This window comes from Pseudomonas sp. 14P_5.3_Bac1 (assembly GCF_025466135.1).
Lineage (GTDB): Bacteria > Pseudomonadota > Gammaproteobacteria > Pseudomonadales > Pseudomonadaceae > Aquipseudomonas.
Genome location: NZ_JANLOF010000088.1, coordinates 40914 through 56445 on the forward strand (window position 1 = coordinate 40914; position 15532 = coordinate 56445).

A 15532-nucleotide genomic window follows, 5' to 3' on the forward strand; every position below is an offset into this window, starting at 1 on the left:
TGAACGGGTCGAAAATACCCACCATGGTGCAAAACCGCGGGCTTGAGAGGCGCGTTCTAGAGCCTCTGATGGGAACAATCAATTCTGTTGATTATTACCATTGTGTTTATGAACTTTTATATCGACTTATCGAGAGTAGCATTAGCCCTGTACCCACTTTATCGCCCTCCCAAGGAGCAACCCTCATGAAACGTCAAATACTCGCTACTGTTCTGCTGTCTGTCCTGGCTTCCAGCGCCTTTGCCCTGCCCGCCACTGAACAAGCCACCCCACAGAACAAAGCTCAAGCCGTTCAATCCAGCCAAACCCTGGCTCGCAGCGGTTCGCAAGAAGACGAAAACCGTGACTACGCCAAAGGCGCCGTTGCAGAAAATGGTTCGGAACACGCCAACAAACGTGCTTACACCGAAGGCGTTGCTGAAGGTGGCCGTGATCGCCTTGAACAGAAAGGTCTGGTAGAAGGCGGTGCTGAACAAGCCAACAAACGCGCCTACACCGATGGCGTTGCCGAAGGCGGTGCTGATCGTCTGCAAGAACTGCATCAAGCACAGAGCTAAGCCCGTGGTGGCCGAGAAAAAAGCCCGATCAGCCGATCGGGCTTTTGCTTTTTTATAGACTGCCTCACGCTTCACTCCCGCCAAGTTCGACGCCGACGAAGCTGTTTTGCTAGAGTGCGTCGCTGTACTTGCCGACAAAGTCCGCCCGCCGATGCTGCCCCGCGCTGAACAGAAGCAACAGACCCGCCTCGCCTTGATGGACGCAGCCCGCCATCTGATGGAGTGTGGCCGCGGGTTCGGCAGCCTGAGCCTGCGCGAAGTGGCCAAGACCGCCGGCATTGTGCCAACCGGCTTCTATCGCCATTTTGACGACATGGATCAGCTGGGCCTGGTGCTGGTAAGTGAAGTCGGCCAAACCTTCCGCGCCACGATTCGCCTGGTACGCCACAACGAGTTCGTTATGGGCGGCATCATTGATGCGTCCGTGCGGATTTTTCTGGATGTGGTGTCGGCCAACCGATCGCAATTCCTGTTCCTGGCCCGCGAGCAATACGGTGGCTGCCTGGCCGTGCGCCAAGCCATCGCCGCCTTGCGCGAAGACATCACCAGTGACCTGGCGGCTGACCTCACGCTGATGCCCAAGCTCCAGCACCTGGATGCCGAAGGCCTGCACGTGATGGCCGACCTGATCGTCAAAAGTGTATTCGCCACCCTGCCCGACATCATCGACCCGCCGGCCCATGCCCTGCCCGCCCACCTCACGCCCCAGGCGAAAATCACCCAGCAATTGCGCTTTATCTTCATCGGCCTCAAGCATTGGCAAGGCCTGGGCAGCACCGAGTAAGCCGATCAGCCCGCCGCATGAAAACGTTTGGCGGTGGTGTAGTGCTTTTTCCAATAGCGGCTGCTCAATGAATCGATGCGCACGCGTTTGCCGGTGCTGGGCGAATGGATGAATTTGCCTTTGCCCACATACAGGCCGACATGGCTGACCTGCCCGCTGCCATTGCCCTTGAAAAACACCGCATCGCCCGGCTTGAGCGCGGCTCTCTGAACTGTTGCGGCGCTTGATCGGTGCATCTGCGTTGTCGTGCGCGGCAGGCGGATATTGGCCTGGGTCTTGAACAAATAGACCAGCAAGCCGCTGCAATCGAACCCCTGACCGACGCTGGTGCCGCTGCCGTTATAGGGTGTGCCGAGCAACGCATGGGCGCGGTCAATAACACGCGTGATCGACGCGTCAGGCAGGGCATTGGCCGCAACTGACCCTGCGGCGCACCACAGACCGAGAATGACCAGACACGTGAAGCCTTTGAACATGATCGACGCCGCGGTGAATTAAGGACGGCGAATATCCTAATGAAACAGCGCCGAGCTTCTTGAACGCCCTATCCGGCGTTCGTGTAGGTCAATTCCTGGAAAATTCCAGCACGAATCAGATGAAGGAAATTTCATGCGGCGCGCTGCGGATCTCAACGCAAAACGCCCACATCCGGTGCTATAAATCCAGCCACGCACCAATTGGAGGCACTGTCAGAATCGACTGACGCCCTATTCGGTGGCACGCCGGTGCTTGCCTACAAGGATTTCCCACGCGCGTGCGTGATTGGCAAGCACCTTGCTCTAGCACTCTTATCGCTCATAGCTGGAAGCCTCCTGATGCTGGTGATCCACCGCCGAATCACGCCCCAAACCCTCTGGGCCGCTGAGCTGCTGCTGAATTTCGAAGCACGCAGCAAAAGCCGGCTGCGCTGTTTCAGTGCCGACGGCGAAGACGTCGGCCTGTTTCTGGAGCGCGGTCAGCCGCCGTTGCATGATGGCGAGTTCCTACAGGCTGAAGACGGACGCGTCGTACGCGTGGTCGCGCGCCCTGAACAACTGCTGCACGTCACCTGCAGCAGTGCGTTTGAATTGACCCGCGCCGCTTACCACCTCGGCAACCGCCACGTCGCCCTGCAAGTCGGCGACGGCTGGCTACGCCTGCTGGATGACTACGTGCTCAAGGCCATGCTCGAACAGCTCGGCGCGCAGACCGAAACCCTCGAAGCGCCGTTCCAGCCGGAACACGGTGCCTACGGCGGCGGCCATCACCATTCGCGCCATGGCGACGAAGACTTCAACTACCCGCCCAAGCTGCACCAGTTCGGCGTACGTCCATGAACCCAGCCTGGGCGCTGTTGCGTCTGGCCAGTCCGCAATTGCCGATTGGTGGCTACAGCTATTCTCAGGGCCTGGAAATGGCCGTGGAACATGGCCGCGTCAATGATGCCGCCAGTGCCCGGCGGTGGATCAGCGACCAGTTGCTGCTCAACCTGGCGCGCTTCGAAGCGCCCTTGCTGCTCGCCCATTGCCGCGCGGCGGCGGACCAGGACTGGCCGCGCCTGACACAGTTGTGCGAAGAACACCGCGCCAGCCGCGAAACCCGCGAGCTGTACCAGGAGAGCCGGCAAATGGGCTACTCCCTGCAGCAACTGCTCAATGGTTTGCCGGAACTGGACGCCGCCGCACGCGCATTTGTAGAAAACTGCGCCGAACCGCACCTGGCCCTGGGCTGGGCGCTGGCGGCCCGCGCGTGGCAGATCAGCCCGGATGACGCCCTCGCCGCCTGGCTGTGGAGCTGGCTGGAAAACCAGCTCGCCGTGCTGATGAAAACGTTGCCGTTGGGCCAGCAGGCCGCCCAGCGCCTGACCAGTGAGCTGCTGCCGTTGCTGCAGCAAGCCCAACAGGACGCCGGCCGCCTGGACTTCAACTCTTTTGGCAGCGCCGCGTTCGGCCTGTCCCTGGCGTGCATGGCCCACGAGCGCCAGTACAGCCGCCTGTTCCGTTCCTAAGCCCTTTTACTTCTGTGGAGAAGCACATGAACACACAACCCTTGCGTGTCGGCATCGGCGGCCCGGTGGGCTCCGGCAAGACGGCCCTGACCCTCGCGCTGTGCCTTGCGCTGCGTGATCGCTACAACCTGGCCGTGGTGACCAACGACATCTACACCCGCGAAGACGCCGACTTCCTGGTGCGCAACCAGGCCCTGGCGCCGGAGCGCATCATCGGCGTGGAAACCGGCGGCTGCCCGCACACGGCGATTCGTGAAGACGCATCGATCAATCTTGAAGCGGTGGACCAGCTCAACCGCCGCTTTCCCGGCCTGGACCTGATTCTGGTGGAGTCCGGCGGCGACAACCTGTCGGCCACCTTCAGCCCTGAACTGTCAGACCTGACCATCTACGTGATCGATGTGTCGGCCGGCGACAAGCTGCCGCGCAAGGGCGGGCCCGGTATTTGCAAATCCGACTTGCTGGTGATCAACAAGATCGACCTGGCCCCGCTGGTCGGCGCCTCGCTGGAATTGATGAACAGTGACACTCAGCGTATGCGCAACGGTAAGCCCTTTGTGTTCAGCAACCAGAAAACCGGCGTCGGCCTGGATGAAATCGTCGCCTTTATCGAACGTCAGGGCTTGCTGACCGCAGCCTGATACCACCCTGAAAAGGAGCCTGTTCATGGGTCTCAACAAACTTCTCGCCACCGCAGCCTTGCTGCTCACCCCGGCCCTCGCCTTCGCTCACCCCGGGCATGGCGATAATGGGCTGGTCGCCGGCATCAGCCACCCACTGGGCGGCATCGATCACTTACTGGCCATGGTCGCCGTCGGCCTCTGGGCGGCGCAGCAAAAAGGCAACGCACGCTGGGCGCTGCCTTGCGCCTTCGTCGGCACCATGTTGATTGGCGGCCTGCTGGGCTTTGAAGGCCTGGAGCTTCCGGCGCTGGAAAGCGGGATCGCGGCTTCGGTGCTGGCGCTGGGCCTGGCCGTGGCGCTGGCGGTGCGGCCGCCACTGTTCGTCGCGGTGGCTGCAACGGCGTTGTTTGCACTGTTCCATGGCGTGGCGCATGGCTTGGAGCTGCCGGACATGTCCAGCCCTTGGGCGTATGCCGCCGGTTTTGTCGGCGCGACGGCGGTGTTGCACGCGGCCGGGTACGCGGTGGTGCGTTTTCTGCCGACGGCGGCTGCGCCATTGGTGCGGGTGGCCGGGGCGGCTTCGGCGGCAACGGGGGTCTGGTTGCTGGCGGGCTGATTTGCGGCGCTGCTGAAGGCCTCTTCGCGAGCAAGCCCGCTCCCACATTCGACCGCATTCCAACGCCAGGACGCGGTTAAATGTGGGAGCGGGCTTGCCCGCGATTGCGGTGGCACAGACACCACGCAACTCAAGCCTGCTACCATGCGCGCCTACACCCCTGCCGTGACGACGCCAGCCGATGCCCACCGCTCCAAGTTCCGCCTCCCAGCCTTCGTTGAATGCCGTGCTCACGCACTTCCATGACCTGATCGTGCCGCTGTGGCAGGGCCCGGGCTGGAATGCCGAGCTGGCGTTGCCCTATGAGGCGCTGGACGCCAATCACCAGCCTTTGCCCCCGCAACGCTACCGGGCCATGGCCTGCGCGCGGCAGCTGTACCTGTTCGCCAGCCTGATCGGCGAGCCGCAGGCGGCCTTTGCCGAAGAGCGCGCGGCGGCGCTGTTTCGCTCCCTGCAACGGCACTTTCACGACGCCGAGCACGGCGGCTGGTTCTACAGCATCGACGCGCACGGCAAGCCGCTGGATAAGCGCAAAGACCTCTACACCCACGCCTTCATCATCTTTGCCTGTGCCCACTACTGGGCCAAAGTGCGTGAGCCATTGGTGGAATCGGTGCTCAATGCGGCGCTGGCCGTGGTCGCCGAACGCTTCGCCACAGGCGACGGCCTGTACGAAGCGGTATTGGAGCGCAACTGGTCATCCCTCAAGTCCGGCCCCCTGCAAAACCCGCTGATGCACTTGGCCGAAGGCTTTCTCGCCACCCTGGCCGTGCGTGAAGACGCCGTCACGCAAGACGCACTGCTGGACCTTGCCACGGCCATGCAGAAGCGCTTCATCGACCGCGAGCACGGCGTGATGATGGAGAAACCGCTGGGCGCTGTGGATAACTGGTTTGAGCCCGGCCATCAGTTCGAATGGTTCTTTTTGCTGGCGTCTTCAGACGTGCTTCGCGGCACCGCGCTGCATGCCTCGTTGACGCGGGCGTTTGCCTACGCCGAGCTCAAGGGTGTGGATAAATCGAACGGCGCGGTCAGCGGCATGCTCGCTCTGGACGGCACGGTGCGCGATGGCACTCAACGGATCTGGGCCCAGGCTGAATACCTGCGCGCGCTGACCTTGCGGCCCGCCAGCGAGGCAGTGCTGCAACGCCAATTGCTGGCGCTGCAACAGCACTTTTTGCATGACAAAGGCTGGCATGAATGCCTGGATGCCAAGGGCGTTGTGAGCCGACGGGACATGCCGTCGACCACGCCGTATCACTTGGCGACCTGCTACCAGGGTTTGATCCAGCATTTGGGCTGACTTTCAGGGTCGCATCGCGGGCAAGCCCGCTCCCACACTTGAATGGGTTCACACCTTCAACATGTGGGAGCTGGCTTGCCTGCGATGGCCCCACCGCGGTCTAGCCGACCGTCACGCAATCCACTTGCGATCCCCGGTAAAGCTGATCGTCAGCCAGCGCGCCGCATCCGGCGTGCCCAGCGCTGTGGATATCTCTTCGCGCAGCGCGTCGAGGGTCGCGACGTTGCCCACCGGGTAATCCGCCGGCAGCACCACATGAATCTCGATAAACCGCGCCCGCCCGTGCTTTTGCACGTAGGACTCGTAGTCGTCGAAACCATGCTTGGCTTGCGCCGCCTCCATCACTTCGCGCACCTTGTCGTCCAAGTGATCCGGGGCAATCCCCAGCACTTCGCGCAAGGCCGGACGCAGGATCTTGAACGCCGGCGCCAGCATACTCAGGGCCAACAGGATCAAGATCAGCGGGTCCACATACACCGCCCACTCGTCATACCCCTGAGACTTGAGCAACAGCGCGGCGAGAAAGCTGATCAGCAAACCCACCGAGAGCATCGCGTCCACCAGCCAACTGATGTTGTCGAACTGGATCAGCGAAGATTTCAGCGTGCGATTGCGGTAGCGCACGTAGAAGAAGTAAGCGAATTCGACGACGGTAAACACCGCCGCATAAACGATCACCAGCCCCAACTCGATCTCGCGCCCGCCATTGATAATGCCGAACACGCCGTTGAGAAACGCGTAGATGGCGATCAGCAGCAAAAAGCTGCCTTCGATCAGCAATACCATTGGCTCCAGGTGCCAATAGCCGAACTGGAAACGCTCGTTGCTTTTCTTGGCGATCAGCTTGGCCGTGATCAGCATCAACACCTTGATGGCGGTGGCGATCAGCGAGAAAAAGCCGTCGAACAGAATGGATTGGGCGCCAGATATCACACCCGTGACAATCCCGGCGATCGCTACCGCGAACATCAGGATGGTCGATTGTTTGAGCAGTGCCTGCTCACCTCGGTTACTCACATTTCCTCCCGTCAAAACCTTTAAACCGCACAGTGCGGAGGGGTTTTCAGGGGTGGAGTGTACCTTATGTCGTGTTTTGGCCGATTTGACGCCATCGGGGGCAAGCCCCCTCCCACATTTGACCGCATTTCAAAGTTGAAACTCGGTTGAGTGTGGGAGGGGGCTTGCCCCCGATGGCAGCGACTCGGTCTTAAGCCTTACTTGGCCCCACGCTCAATCGCAAACCCAGCCCAGGTCTGGCTCACCGGCATCAGCTCCAACCGGTTGATATTCACGTGCGCCGGGGTGTTCAGCACCCAGAAGATGGTGTCGGCAATGTCCTGCGGCTGGATCGGCTCAGCACCGGCGTAGGTCGCGTCGTAACGCGCCTGGTCGCCGCCAAAGCGCACCAGCGAGAATTCACTCTCGCACAGGCCTGGTTCGATGTTGGTCACGCGCACGCCGGTGCCTTGCAGGTCGCAACGCAGGTTCAGCGAGAACTGCTTCACGAACGCCTTGGAGCCGCCATACACGTGGCTGCCCGGGTACGGGTAGCTGCCGGCGATGGAGCCCAGGTTGATGATCCCGGCGCCTCGGCCGTGAGCGATCAGGCGTGGCAGCAGCAGGCTGGTGGTGGTCAGCAAGCCTTTGATGTTGGTGTCGACCATGGTTTCCCAATCGTCGAGGCTGCACTTGGGCGCAGGGTCAGTGCCCACGGCCAGGCCGGCGTTGTTGATCAGCCCGCGCAGCTTGGCGAACGAAGGCGGCAGGTTGGCGATGGCGTCTTCCATGCCCTTGCGGTCACGTACGTCCACCACCAGCCCGTGCACTTCAGTCTGCTTGGAAAGCTCTTCAACCAGTGCATTCAAACGGTCGGCACGACGGCCGGTGAGCACCAGTTTCCAACCGGCGTCGGCAAAGCGGCGGGCGCAGGCTTCGCCGAAACCTGAGGTTGCGCCAGTAATAAACAGCGTGTCGGACATGGTGTTCTCCTTGCGGGCATCTGGGAAAAAAGTTGCCAGCAGAATGCCCTTACGCCGCGATTGCGGCAACCGCTGTGCACACACCTTCATGTACAGCTGGTCAATTTTTAACCATCTCGAGCGAGGCCTTATAAACCGTGGTCTGCAGCCATATGCGCGCAGGTTATCCACAACTGCGCCCACAGTCTTTGGGGGCAAGTGCAAAAAGCCAAAAGCCGCTGTGTACAAGGCCTGCAGGCAGTTTTAGAAAGTTTTTTGCTTGACCTTGGACGGGCCGTATGTAGGCCCGGTTGACAGATGCAAACGCGAACGATGGCTCCAGGCCAGTCATTCCGGCCTCTGCGGCCGTCTTTCCAGAGTTTAGTCACAGACTTATCCACAGGCCCAGGCAACATAAATCGGTCATATACCTGTGTCTTTAAACAGGTTGACAAAGCGCTCGACAGGGCCCGAAAAAACCGCTGATCAATAAACAACCACCGCGCTGCAAGCCACGGTTTTAAAGGCTTTCAGCCAGCTACTCCCACGTTACCCACAGCCGGTTCCACAGCGGATGGGGACAAGTCAAAACTGTGACAAAACAGGGATTTGCGGCGGCTATATGTCGCGCTTTGGAAGGTGGCTGGATTTGTTTTCCACAATTTGGCGGGAAGCCTGTGGACACCCAAAAACAAATGTGGGAACCGCCTTTATGTAGGAGCCGGGCTTGCTCGCGATAGCATCACCTCGGTTTGCCTGACAGACCGAGGTGTTCGTATCGCAGGCAAGCCAGCTCCCACATTAAAGCCGCTTCCCACAGGGGTGATTGCATCAAGCCTTCAGATCAGTGCCCGCCGAGGTAGGCATTGCGCACTTCCTCGTTCACCAGCAACTCCTTGCCGGTGCCGGTCAGGCGAATCTCGCCGTTGACCATCACATACGCCCGGTCCGACAAGCGCAGCGCATGGTTGGCGTTCTGCTCCACCAGGAAGATGGTCATCCCGGTCGCCGCCAGCTCACGCAAGGTCGCGAAGATCTGCTTCACCACAATCGGCGCCAGGCCCAGGCTTGGTTCGTCGAGCAGCAACAGCTTGGGCCGGCTCATCAGCGCGCGGGCGATGGCGAGCATTTGCTGCTCGCCGCCGGACATGGTCATGGCGCGCTGGGTGCGCCGCTCCTTGAGCCGCGGGAACAACTCGAACATGCGCTGCATGTCTTCCTGCGCGTATTTGTCGCCAATCGGGATCGTGCCCATCAGCAGGTTTTCCTCGACGGTCATGTCGGGGAACACCCGCCGCCCTTCCGGCGACTGCGCAATGCCGTTGGAGGCGATGTAGTGGGACGACTTGTGGGTAATGTCGACGCCGTTGTAGAGGATCTGCCCGGACTCCGCACGTGGCTGGCCGAAAATCGACATCAGCAGCGTGGATTTACCCGCGCCGTTGGAGCCGATCAGGCTGACGGTTTCGCCTTCGTTGATGTGCAGCGAGACTTTTTTCAGGGCCTGGATCGGGCCGTAAAACACGTCCAGCTCCTTCATTTCGAGGGTAGGTGCACTCATACCAGCTCCTCTTCGTCGGCGCCCAGGTAGGCGGCAATCACTTTCGGGTCGTTGCGGATCGCTTCCGGGCCGCCCTCGGCGATCACGTTGCCGTGGTCGAGCACCACAATGTGGTCGGAAATACTCATCACCATGCCCATGTCGTGTTCGATCAGCACCACCGTGAGGTCGTGTTCGTCGCGCAGCAGGCGAATCATCGCGCTGAGCGCTTCGGTTTCCTGCGGGTTAAGGCCGGCTGCCGGTTCGTCCAGGCAGATAATCTGCGGCCGGGTGCACATGGCACGGGCGATTTCCAGGCGGCGCTGCTGGCCGTAGGAAAGCTCGCCGGCCAGGCGGTTGGCGCAGTCCACCAGGTCGACCACTTCCAGCCAGTAGAAGGCGTGGTCGAGCGCATCGCTTTCGGCCTTGCGGTAGCCCTTGGTGTTGAGGATGCCGGCGAGCATGTTGCGGTTGACCCACATGTGCTGGGCCACCAGCAGGTTCTCCAGCACCGACATTTCCTTGAACAGGCGAATGTTCTGGAAGGTGCGCGCCAGCCCGGCACGGTTGACCAGGTGAGTGCCGCCAAACATCTTGTAGTAAACACGGCTGAAAAAGCTTTTCGGCGACACAAAGTCGGTGACCTTGAAGCGCTCGCCCAACAACTGGATCACGTTGGTCTGCTTGCCGCGGATGTTGAGTTGGATCTTGCCGCCGCTGGCCTTATAGAAACCGGTCAGGCAGTTGAACACCGTGGTCTTACCGGCGCCGTTGGGGCCGATCAGGGCGAAGATCGAGTTGCGTTCGACCTTGAGGCTCACATCGCTCAAGGCCTTGATGCCACCGAAGTGCATCATCAAATGTTCCACGGACAGGACGACTTCCTTGCTCATGGCGCCACTCCTTTACGTGGGGTCACACCGGTACGGCTGATGCGAATCAGGCCGCGCGGCCGCCAGATCATCATCACCACCATCAACACGCCAAACAGCAGCACGCGATACTCCGAGAAGCTGCGCAGCAACTCGGGCGCGACGGTCAATACGAACGCCGCAATCACCACGCCGACCGTCGAGCCCATGCCGCCCAACACCACGATGGCCAGGATCAGCGCCGACTCGAAGAAGGTGAACGACGACGGGTTGACGAAACCCTGGTAGCTGGCGAAAAACACCCCGGCCAGACCGGCCGTGGACGCGCCGATGGTGAACGCCGAGAGCTTGACCAGCACGTGGTTCAGGCCCATGGAGCGGCAGGCGATTTCATCTTCGCGCAAGGCTTCCCAGGCGCGGCCGACCGGCATGCGGGTCAGGCGATGCTTGATGTACAGCACGGCCAGCACCACCAGGAACAGCACGATGTAGATGAACATGAACTTGATGTTGGGGTTGTAATCGATGCCGAAGAACTCATGGAACGGAATCCCACCGTCCTTCGCCTTGCGCCCGAACTCAAGGCCCAGGAAGGTCGGCGAAGGCACCGGCATGCCGTTCGGGCCGCCAGTGAACGACAGCCAGTTATTGAGCACCAGGCGAATGATTTCACCGAAGCCCAAGGTCACGATGGCCAAGTAGTCACCGTGCATTCGCAGCACCGGGAACCCGAGTATGCACCCCGCCAGCGCCGCACAGATGGCCGCCAAGGGCAGCACCGTCCAGAAGCCGAGGCCCAGGTATTGATAACCCAGCGCCAGGCCGTAGGCACCGATGGCGTAGAACGCCACGTAACCCAGGTCGAGCAGCCCGGCCAGGCCCACCACGATGTTCAGGCCCAGGCCGAGCAACACATAAATCAACCCGAGGATGACCACCGTGAGCAGGTACTTGTTGGCGAAGATCGGGAACACGATGGCGATCACGATCAGCGCCGGGATGATCCAGCGCAGGCGTGATTTGTAGTCGGGCGGCAACACGTGCACGCCGGAGCCACTGCTCTCGAAACCCTGCAGAATCTTCAGGCCCTTGGGGGTTTGCAGGAACAGGCTGAGGGCAAAACGGCCAGCCATCACAATGGCAACCAATACGGCCACGCGCGCCGGTTGCAGGTTGAAGCTGTAGCCGTCGAGGACCACGCCGACGATCGGACCGAACACGATCAACGAAATCAGCCCGGCGAGGACCGTATCGACCACACTTTTTTTGATATCAATCGATTTGGCAGCAGACATGTTTACACCTTCGCCACGAGCGGACGACCAAGCAGGCCCTGAGGACGGAAAATCAGAATCACCACCAGCAGGGAGAAACTGAACACGTCTTTGTAGTCAGAGTTGATCAACCCCGAGAACAGCGACTCGGAGATACCCAGGATGATCCCGCCGAGCATGGCCCCAGGCAGGGAGCCGATGCCGCCGAGTACCGCTGCGGTAAACGCCTTGATGCCGATGATGAAGCCGGCGTAGAAGTCGAACGTGCCGTAGTTGAGGGTAATCAGCACGCCGGCCAGGGCCGCCATCGCTGCACCAATCACGAATACGTAGGAAATCACCCGGTCGGTGTTGATGCCCAGGATCGAGGCCATCTTGCGGTCTTGCTGAGTCGCGCGGCACATGCGGCCGAGCTTGGTGTATTTGATGATGTAGGTCAGCAGCCCCATGCCCAGAAACGCGGCCACCAGGATGAACACCTTGGTGTAGGTCAGCTGCACGAAACCGCTGCCGATATCGACGCGCCAGGCGCCGGCCAGCAGGGTTGGAATGCCTTGTTGTTTCGCGCCCTGAGCGATCTGCGCATAGTTTTGCAGGATCAGGGAGATGCCGATGGCGCTGATCAGCGGTGCCAGTCGGGTGGAGTTGCGCAGCGGTTTGTAGGCGACACGCTCGATGACCCAACCGTAAACGCCGGTGACGACCACGGTGAATATCAGGGTGCCGAGAATGAGCAGCGGGAAGGATTCGATCCCGAAGTAAGCCAGCAGTGCCAGACTGATCGCCGCGAGGTAAGCGGAAATCATATAAACCTCGCCGTGGGCGAAGTTGATCATGCCAATGATGCCGTAGACCATTGTGTAGCCGATGGCGATCAGGCCATAGACCGACCCGAGGGTCAGGCCATTGACCAGTTGCTGCAGGAAAATACCATCCATAACGCAATCTCACGCGGTGAGCACCTGCACACCGGTGGGCGTGCGGCGCTTCTGGAGGAAAAGACAGACTTGTCGCCTGACACGATGGTGCGAGCAACCGCGCCCCCTGTGGGAGCCGGGCTTGCCCGCGATGACGGACTGACAACCAACACCTGTGTTGAATGTGAAACCGCTATCGCAGGCAAGCCAGCTCCCACAGGGGATCGAGGCGCTTAAACGATCGTGTTTGTTCTTACTTCTGCTTTTCCAGCTGGTGGTATTTGCCGTCTTTATCCCACTGGTAAACCACGTAGTCGGAGATCTTCAGGTCGCCCTTGGCGTCCCAGTTTTTCTCGCCCATCACGGTTTTGACCGGGTGCGATTTCAGCCACTTGGCGGCGTCTTCGCCTTTATTGGACTTGGCGCCGTTGAAACCGGCGGCCAGGGCCTGGATCGAGGCATAGGCGTACAGGGTGTAGCCTTCAGGCTCGGTGCCGTTTTTGCGGAACTCTTCCACGACGGTCTTGCTGTCTGGCAGCAGGCGCGGGTCGGCGCCGAAGGTCATGTAAACGCCGTCTACGTATTGCGCGCCGCCCGCGGTGGCAACCAGTTCGTCGGTCACGATGCCGTCATCGGACATGAACTTGACGTCCTTGAGGCCCGCTTCACGGATCTGGCGCACCAGTGGACCGGCTTCAGGGTGCAGGCCGCCGAAGTACACCACATCAGCACCGGTGGAGCGGATTTTGGTGACCAGGGCGCTGAAGTCTTTCTCGCCACGGGTCAGGCCTTCTTCCAGCACCGGCTTGACGCCACGTTTGGTCAACTGCTGAGCGGTGGCGTCAGCCAGGCCTTTGCCGTAGGTGTCTTTGTCGTTGATCACCGCGACTTTCTTACCCTTGAGCACATCGACAATGTAGTCGCCGGCGACGATGCCTTGCTGGTCGTCACGCCCGCACATACGGAACACCGCGCCCAGGCCACGTTCGGTCACCTGTGGGTTGGTGGAACCCGGGGTGATCATGATGATGCCGGCCTCGTCGTACACCTCGGAGGCCGGGATGGTGTTGGAGGAGCAGAAGTGCCCGACCACGCCGATCACTTTGTCCTGGTCTGCCAGACGGTTGGCGACGGCCACCGCCTGCTTCGGCTCGCAGGCGTCATCGCCGGCCACCAGCTTGAGTTGCTCGCCGTTGATCCCACCGGCCTTGTTGATCACATCGGCTGCCGCTTGGGCACCCTTCATGTACTGCTCACCGAAAGCTGCGTTGGCGCCCGTCATCGGCCCCGCTACGCCAATCTTCACATCAGCTTGAACAAACGCAGAAACACCCAGCGCCGCTGCAACGGCGAGGGCCAGAAAACCTTTCTTGTAAAACGTCTGGGACATGAGTGGTGCTCCGAGGTTTTTGTTTATTGGCACTACGATTTCACTGCGAACCTTCAACTGAAACTTTCAGGGAAAGCCCAGAGCAAGCCGCGTGCCATTACTTTTTTATTCTTCAAAAAGACACGGTGTCATTGTTATTACAGGCGTTTCGACTCCTTTTGCCAGGACGTGCAACCGCCTGGTACCGAGAGGTGCAACCGATGGAGCAAAAAAGTACAACCCTGACAGGTCGCACCTGCAACCAGACGGATAAACGACAGTTCCTACGCCTGTAACAATGTGCGTAACGGAACTGCACATTTACAGTGCGTGATTGCTACGACTTGCACCAATACAGATTAGTAGCCTGCTAAGAAAATGCAGGCTTCTGACAGGTATTTCGCTGATCAGATCACGATCCGTAGGCATTGGCCCGCGTGATACAGCGAAAATCCGGCTTCATACAGGCAACTGCGCAAGCCCACCCCGGCCAGCGGTTGCATCGGTGCGAAGGGAATCGGCAAGGCCTGGGCATTCTGGTGACACAAATAGTCGGCAAATGCCTTGCCCACTACGCTGCCGGTGGTCACGCCGCGCCCGTTATAGCCGGTCACCGCCACCAGGCCCGGCGCGGGTTCGAACAGACGCATCAGGTGGTCCGGGGTGAAGGCGATGCAGCCGGTCCAGGTGTATTCCCACTGCACCGATTTGAGGTACGGGAAGTAATGCTGCTGCACCCGATCGGCCCACGCCTTGAGGAACCAGGCGGGTTTCTGATTCCCGTTGCCCAGGCTGCCGAGCAACAGCCGGCCGTCTGCATCGCGGCGGATGCTGCTCAACACCTGGCGTGTGTCCCACGAGCCCTGCCCGCCAGGCAGGATCTGTTGGGCAGCGTCGTCCGTCAGCGGCGCCGAAGCGACCTGGTAGTAATAGCCTGGGAAGAAATTGCGCCGCAGCTCAGTCCATTCGCCTTCGGTGTAGGCATTGGAGGCGATCACCACTTGTGCAGCCTGCACCGAGCCCTGCGCGGTTTGCACCGACCAGGTTGCGCCCTGGCGCTCCAGCCGGGTGACCGGGGAATGGTCGAAAAGCTGCCCGCCCAGGCCAACCGCCGCATTCGCCAAACCACTGGTGTAGGCCATCGGGTTCAAGGTGCCCGCGCGCCGATCCAGCAGTGCGGCGGCGATCTTTTTAGTGCCGGTGGCGTGTTCGCAGGCTTGCCCGGTCAGCAATTCAACCGGCGCGCCACGGCGCTTCCATTGTGCTTCACGACTGCGTAAATCCGCCTCGCCACGGGCGTTGTGCGCCATGTGCAAGGTGCCCTCGCGGCGCAGTTGGCAATCGATGCCGTACTTGTCGATCAGGCTGAACACCAGTGACGGCGCTGCGCCCAACATGCGGTTGAGCTGGCTGCCCACCGCCTCGCCGAAACCGGCTTCGATCTCGTCCGGGGGAATCCACATACCGGCATTCACCAGCCCGACGTTACGCCCCGAACCGCCATGGCCGGTGCGATGGGCCTCCAGCACGGCGACGCTTTTACCTTGCTCCAGCAAATGCACGGCTGCCGACAACCCGGTGATCCCGGCGCCGATCACGCACACATCGACCTTGACCTCGCCCTTGAGCGCGGCCCGGTCCGGGCGGCCAGGGGTAAGGTGTTCCCACAAACATGCTTCGCGTAATGCCATTGCCAGACTCCGATGAGACCTAACAAACCACCATTATTCTG

At 60.7% G+C, this 15532-nt stretch carries 16 protein-coding genes; 7 read left to right on the forward strand and 9 right to left on the reverse strand.

Features of this window, described 5'->3' with window-relative positions; genetic code table 11:
• Window positions 1-185 precede the first annotated feature (185 nt).
• Window positions 186-557 carry a hypothetical protein gene (locus NTD89_RS27465; RefSeq protein ID WP_106577655.1) on the forward strand — a complete coding sequence of 124 codons (372 nt, stop codon included), beginning with the start codon at window positions 186-188 and terminating at the stop codon, window positions 555-557.
• Between the two features lie 151 nt (window positions 558-708).
• A complete protein-coding gene (locus NTD89_RS27470; RefSeq protein ID WP_145160221.1) occupies window positions 709-1341 on the forward strand; it encodes a TetR family transcriptional regulator in 633 nt (210 codons plus the stop codon).
• A gap of 5 nt (window positions 1342-1346) precedes the next feature.
• On the opposite strand, the gene NTD89_RS27475 is transcribed toward NTD89_RS27470, so the two are convergent.
• Complete coding sequence (locus tag NTD89_RS27475) at window positions 1347-1817, reverse strand: C40 family peptidase (RefSeq protein ID WP_262210660.1); 471 nt, start codon at window positions 1815-1817, stop codon at window positions 1347-1349.
• A gap of 339 nt (window positions 1818-2156) precedes the next feature.
• On the opposite strand from NTD89_RS27475, the gene ureE reads away from it, so the two are divergent.
• The 5 genes from ureE (at window position 2157) to NTD89_RS27500 (ending at window position 5870) form a co-directional block, all read left to right on the forward strand.
• Window positions 2157-2657 carry an urease accessory protein UreE gene (gene ureE, locus NTD89_RS27480; protein WP_262210662.1) on the forward strand — a complete coding sequence of 167 codons (501 nt, stop codon included), beginning with the start codon at window positions 2157-2159 and terminating at the stop codon, window positions 2655-2657.
• A complete protein-coding gene (locus tag NTD89_RS27485) occupies window positions 2654-3328 on the forward strand; it encodes an urease accessory protein UreF (protein ID WP_262210664.1) in 675 nt (224 codons plus the stop codon). The genes ureE and NTD89_RS27485 overlap by 4 nt, the downstream gene beginning before the upstream one ends.
• A 26-nt stretch (window positions 3329-3354) precedes the next feature.
• Window positions 3355-3969, forward strand: coding sequence for an urease accessory protein UreG (ureG, locus tag NTD89_RS27490; protein ID WP_017849719.1), 615 nt, complete (start codon window positions 3355-3357; stop codon window positions 3967-3969).
• Between the two features lie 25 nt (window positions 3970-3994).
• Entirely contained in the window at window positions 3995-4567 is a 573-nt protein-coding gene (locus NTD89_RS27495) for a HupE/UreJ family protein (RefSeq protein WP_145160211.1), read from the forward strand.
• Between the two features lie 181 nt (window positions 4568-4748).
• Window positions 4749-5870, forward strand: a complete 1122-nt coding sequence (locus NTD89_RS27500) for an AGE family epimerase/isomerase (protein ID WP_262210666.1) — start codon at window positions 4749-4751, stop codon at window positions 5868-5870.
• 111 nt (window positions 5871-5981) lie between these two features.
• On the opposite strand, the gene NTD89_RS27505 is transcribed toward NTD89_RS27500, so the two are convergent.
• The 8 genes from NTD89_RS27505 to NTD89_RS27540 form a co-directional block, all read right to left on the reverse strand.
• Window positions 5982-6887 carry a cation diffusion facilitator family transporter gene (locus NTD89_RS27505; RefSeq protein WP_145160207.1) on the reverse strand — a complete coding sequence of 302 codons (906 nt, stop codon included), beginning with the start codon at window positions 6885-6887 and terminating at the stop codon, window positions 5982-5984.
• Between the two features lie 197 nt (window positions 6888-7084).
• Window positions 7085-7849: an SDR family oxidoreductase gene (locus NTD89_RS27510; RefSeq protein WP_064450434.1), complete on the reverse strand. Its 765-nt coding sequence runs from the start codon at window positions 7847-7849 to the stop codon at window positions 7085-7087.
• An 823-nt stretch (window positions 7850-8672) separates the two neighbouring features.
• On the reverse strand, window positions 8673-9389 hold the full coding sequence (locus NTD89_RS27515; protein WP_262210668.1) for an ABC transporter ATP-binding protein: 717 nt from the start codon (window positions 9387-9389) through the stop codon (window positions 8673-8675).
• The gene (locus tag NTD89_RS27520) at window positions 9386-10261 is read right to left on the reverse strand and encodes an ABC transporter ATP-binding protein (protein ID WP_119737880.1); all 876 of its coding nucleotides are present in this window, start codon (window positions 10259-10261) and stop codon (window positions 9386-9388) included. Before NTD89_RS27520 ends, NTD89_RS27515 begins: the two co-directional genes overlap by 4 nt.
• Window positions 10258-11535, reverse strand: coding sequence for a high-affinity branched-chain amino acid ABC transporter permease LivM (gene livM, locus NTD89_RS27525; protein WP_145160201.1), 1278 nt, complete (start codon window positions 11533-11535; stop codon window positions 10258-10260). The genes NTD89_RS27520 and livM overlap by 4 nt, the downstream gene beginning before the upstream one ends.
• Window positions 11536-11537: 2 nt before the next feature.
• Window positions 11538-12452, reverse strand: a complete 915-nt coding sequence (locus NTD89_RS27530; RefSeq protein WP_053254074.1) for an ABC transporter permease subunit — start codon at window positions 12450-12452, stop codon at window positions 11538-11540.
• Window positions 12453-12684: 232 nt separating this feature from the next.
• The gene (locus NTD89_RS27535) at window positions 12685-13821 is read right to left on the reverse strand and encodes a branched-chain amino acid ABC transporter substrate-binding protein (RefSeq protein ID WP_145160199.1); all 1137 of its coding nucleotides are present in this window, start codon (window positions 13819-13821) and stop codon (window positions 12685-12687) included.
• A 386-nt stretch (window positions 13822-14207) separates the two neighbouring features.
• Window positions 14208-15491: an NAD(P)/FAD-dependent oxidoreductase gene (locus NTD89_RS27540; RefSeq protein WP_262210669.1), complete on the reverse strand. Its 1284-nt coding sequence runs from the start codon at window positions 15489-15491 to the stop codon at window positions 14208-14210.
• Between the last annotated feature and the right edge of the window lie 41 nt (window positions 15492-15532).

Coding starts and splice junctions, on each gene's coding strand:
- livM (WP_145160201.1), bottom strand. CDS start 11,535: ATGTCTGCTGCCAAATCGATTGATATCAAAAAAAGTGTGGTCGATACG.
- NTD89_RS27475 (WP_262210660.1), bottom strand. CDS start 1,817: ATGTTCAAAGGCTTCACGTGTCTGGTCATTCTCGGTCTGTGGTGCGCC.
- NTD89_RS27465 (WP_106577655.1), top strand. CDS start 186: ATGAAACGTCAAATACTCGCTACTGTTCTGCTGTCTGTCCTGGCTTCC.
- NTD89_RS27540 (WP_262210669.1), bottom strand. CDS start 15,491: ATGGCATTACGCGAAGCATGTTTGTGGGAACACCTTACCCCTGGCCGC.
- NTD89_RS27470 (WP_145160221.1), top strand. CDS start 709: ATGCTGCCCCGCGCTGAACAGAAGCAACAGACCCGCCTCGCCTTGATG.
- NTD89_RS27535 (WP_145160199.1), bottom strand. CDS start 13,821: ATGTCCCAGACGTTTTACAAGAAAGGTTTTCTGGCCCTCGCCGTTGCA.
- ureG (WP_017849719.1), top strand. CDS start 3,355: ATGAACACACAACCCTTGCGTGTCGGCATCGGCGGCCCGGTGGGCTCC.
- ureE (WP_262210662.1), top strand. CDS start 2,157: ATGCTGGTGATCCACCGCCGAATCACGCCCCAAACCCTCTGGGCCGCT.
- NTD89_RS27500 (WP_262210666.1), top strand. CDS start 4,749: ATGCCCACCGCTCCAAGTTCCGCCTCCCAGCCTTCGTTGAATGCCGTG.
- NTD89_RS27485 (WP_262210664.1), top strand. CDS start 2,654: ATGAACCCAGCCTGGGCGCTGTTGCGTCTGGCCAGTCCGCAATTGCCG.
- NTD89_RS27530 (WP_053254074.1), bottom strand. CDS start 12,452: ATGGATGGTATTTTCCTGCAGCAACTGGTCAATGGCCTGACCCTCGGG.
- NTD89_RS27520 (WP_119737880.1), bottom strand. CDS start 10,261: ATGAGCAAGGAAGTCGTCCTGTCCGTGGAACATTTGATGATGCACTTC.
- NTD89_RS27510 (WP_064450434.1), bottom strand. CDS start 7,849: ATGTCCGACACGCTGTTTATTACTGGCGCAACCTCAGGTTTCGGCGAA.
- NTD89_RS27515 (WP_262210668.1), bottom strand. CDS start 9,389: ATGAGTGCACCTACCCTCGAAATGAAGGAGCTGGACGTGTTTTACGGC.
- NTD89_RS27495 (WP_145160211.1), top strand. CDS start 3,995: ATGGGTCTCAACAAACTTCTCGCCACCGCAGCCTTGCTGCTCACCCCG.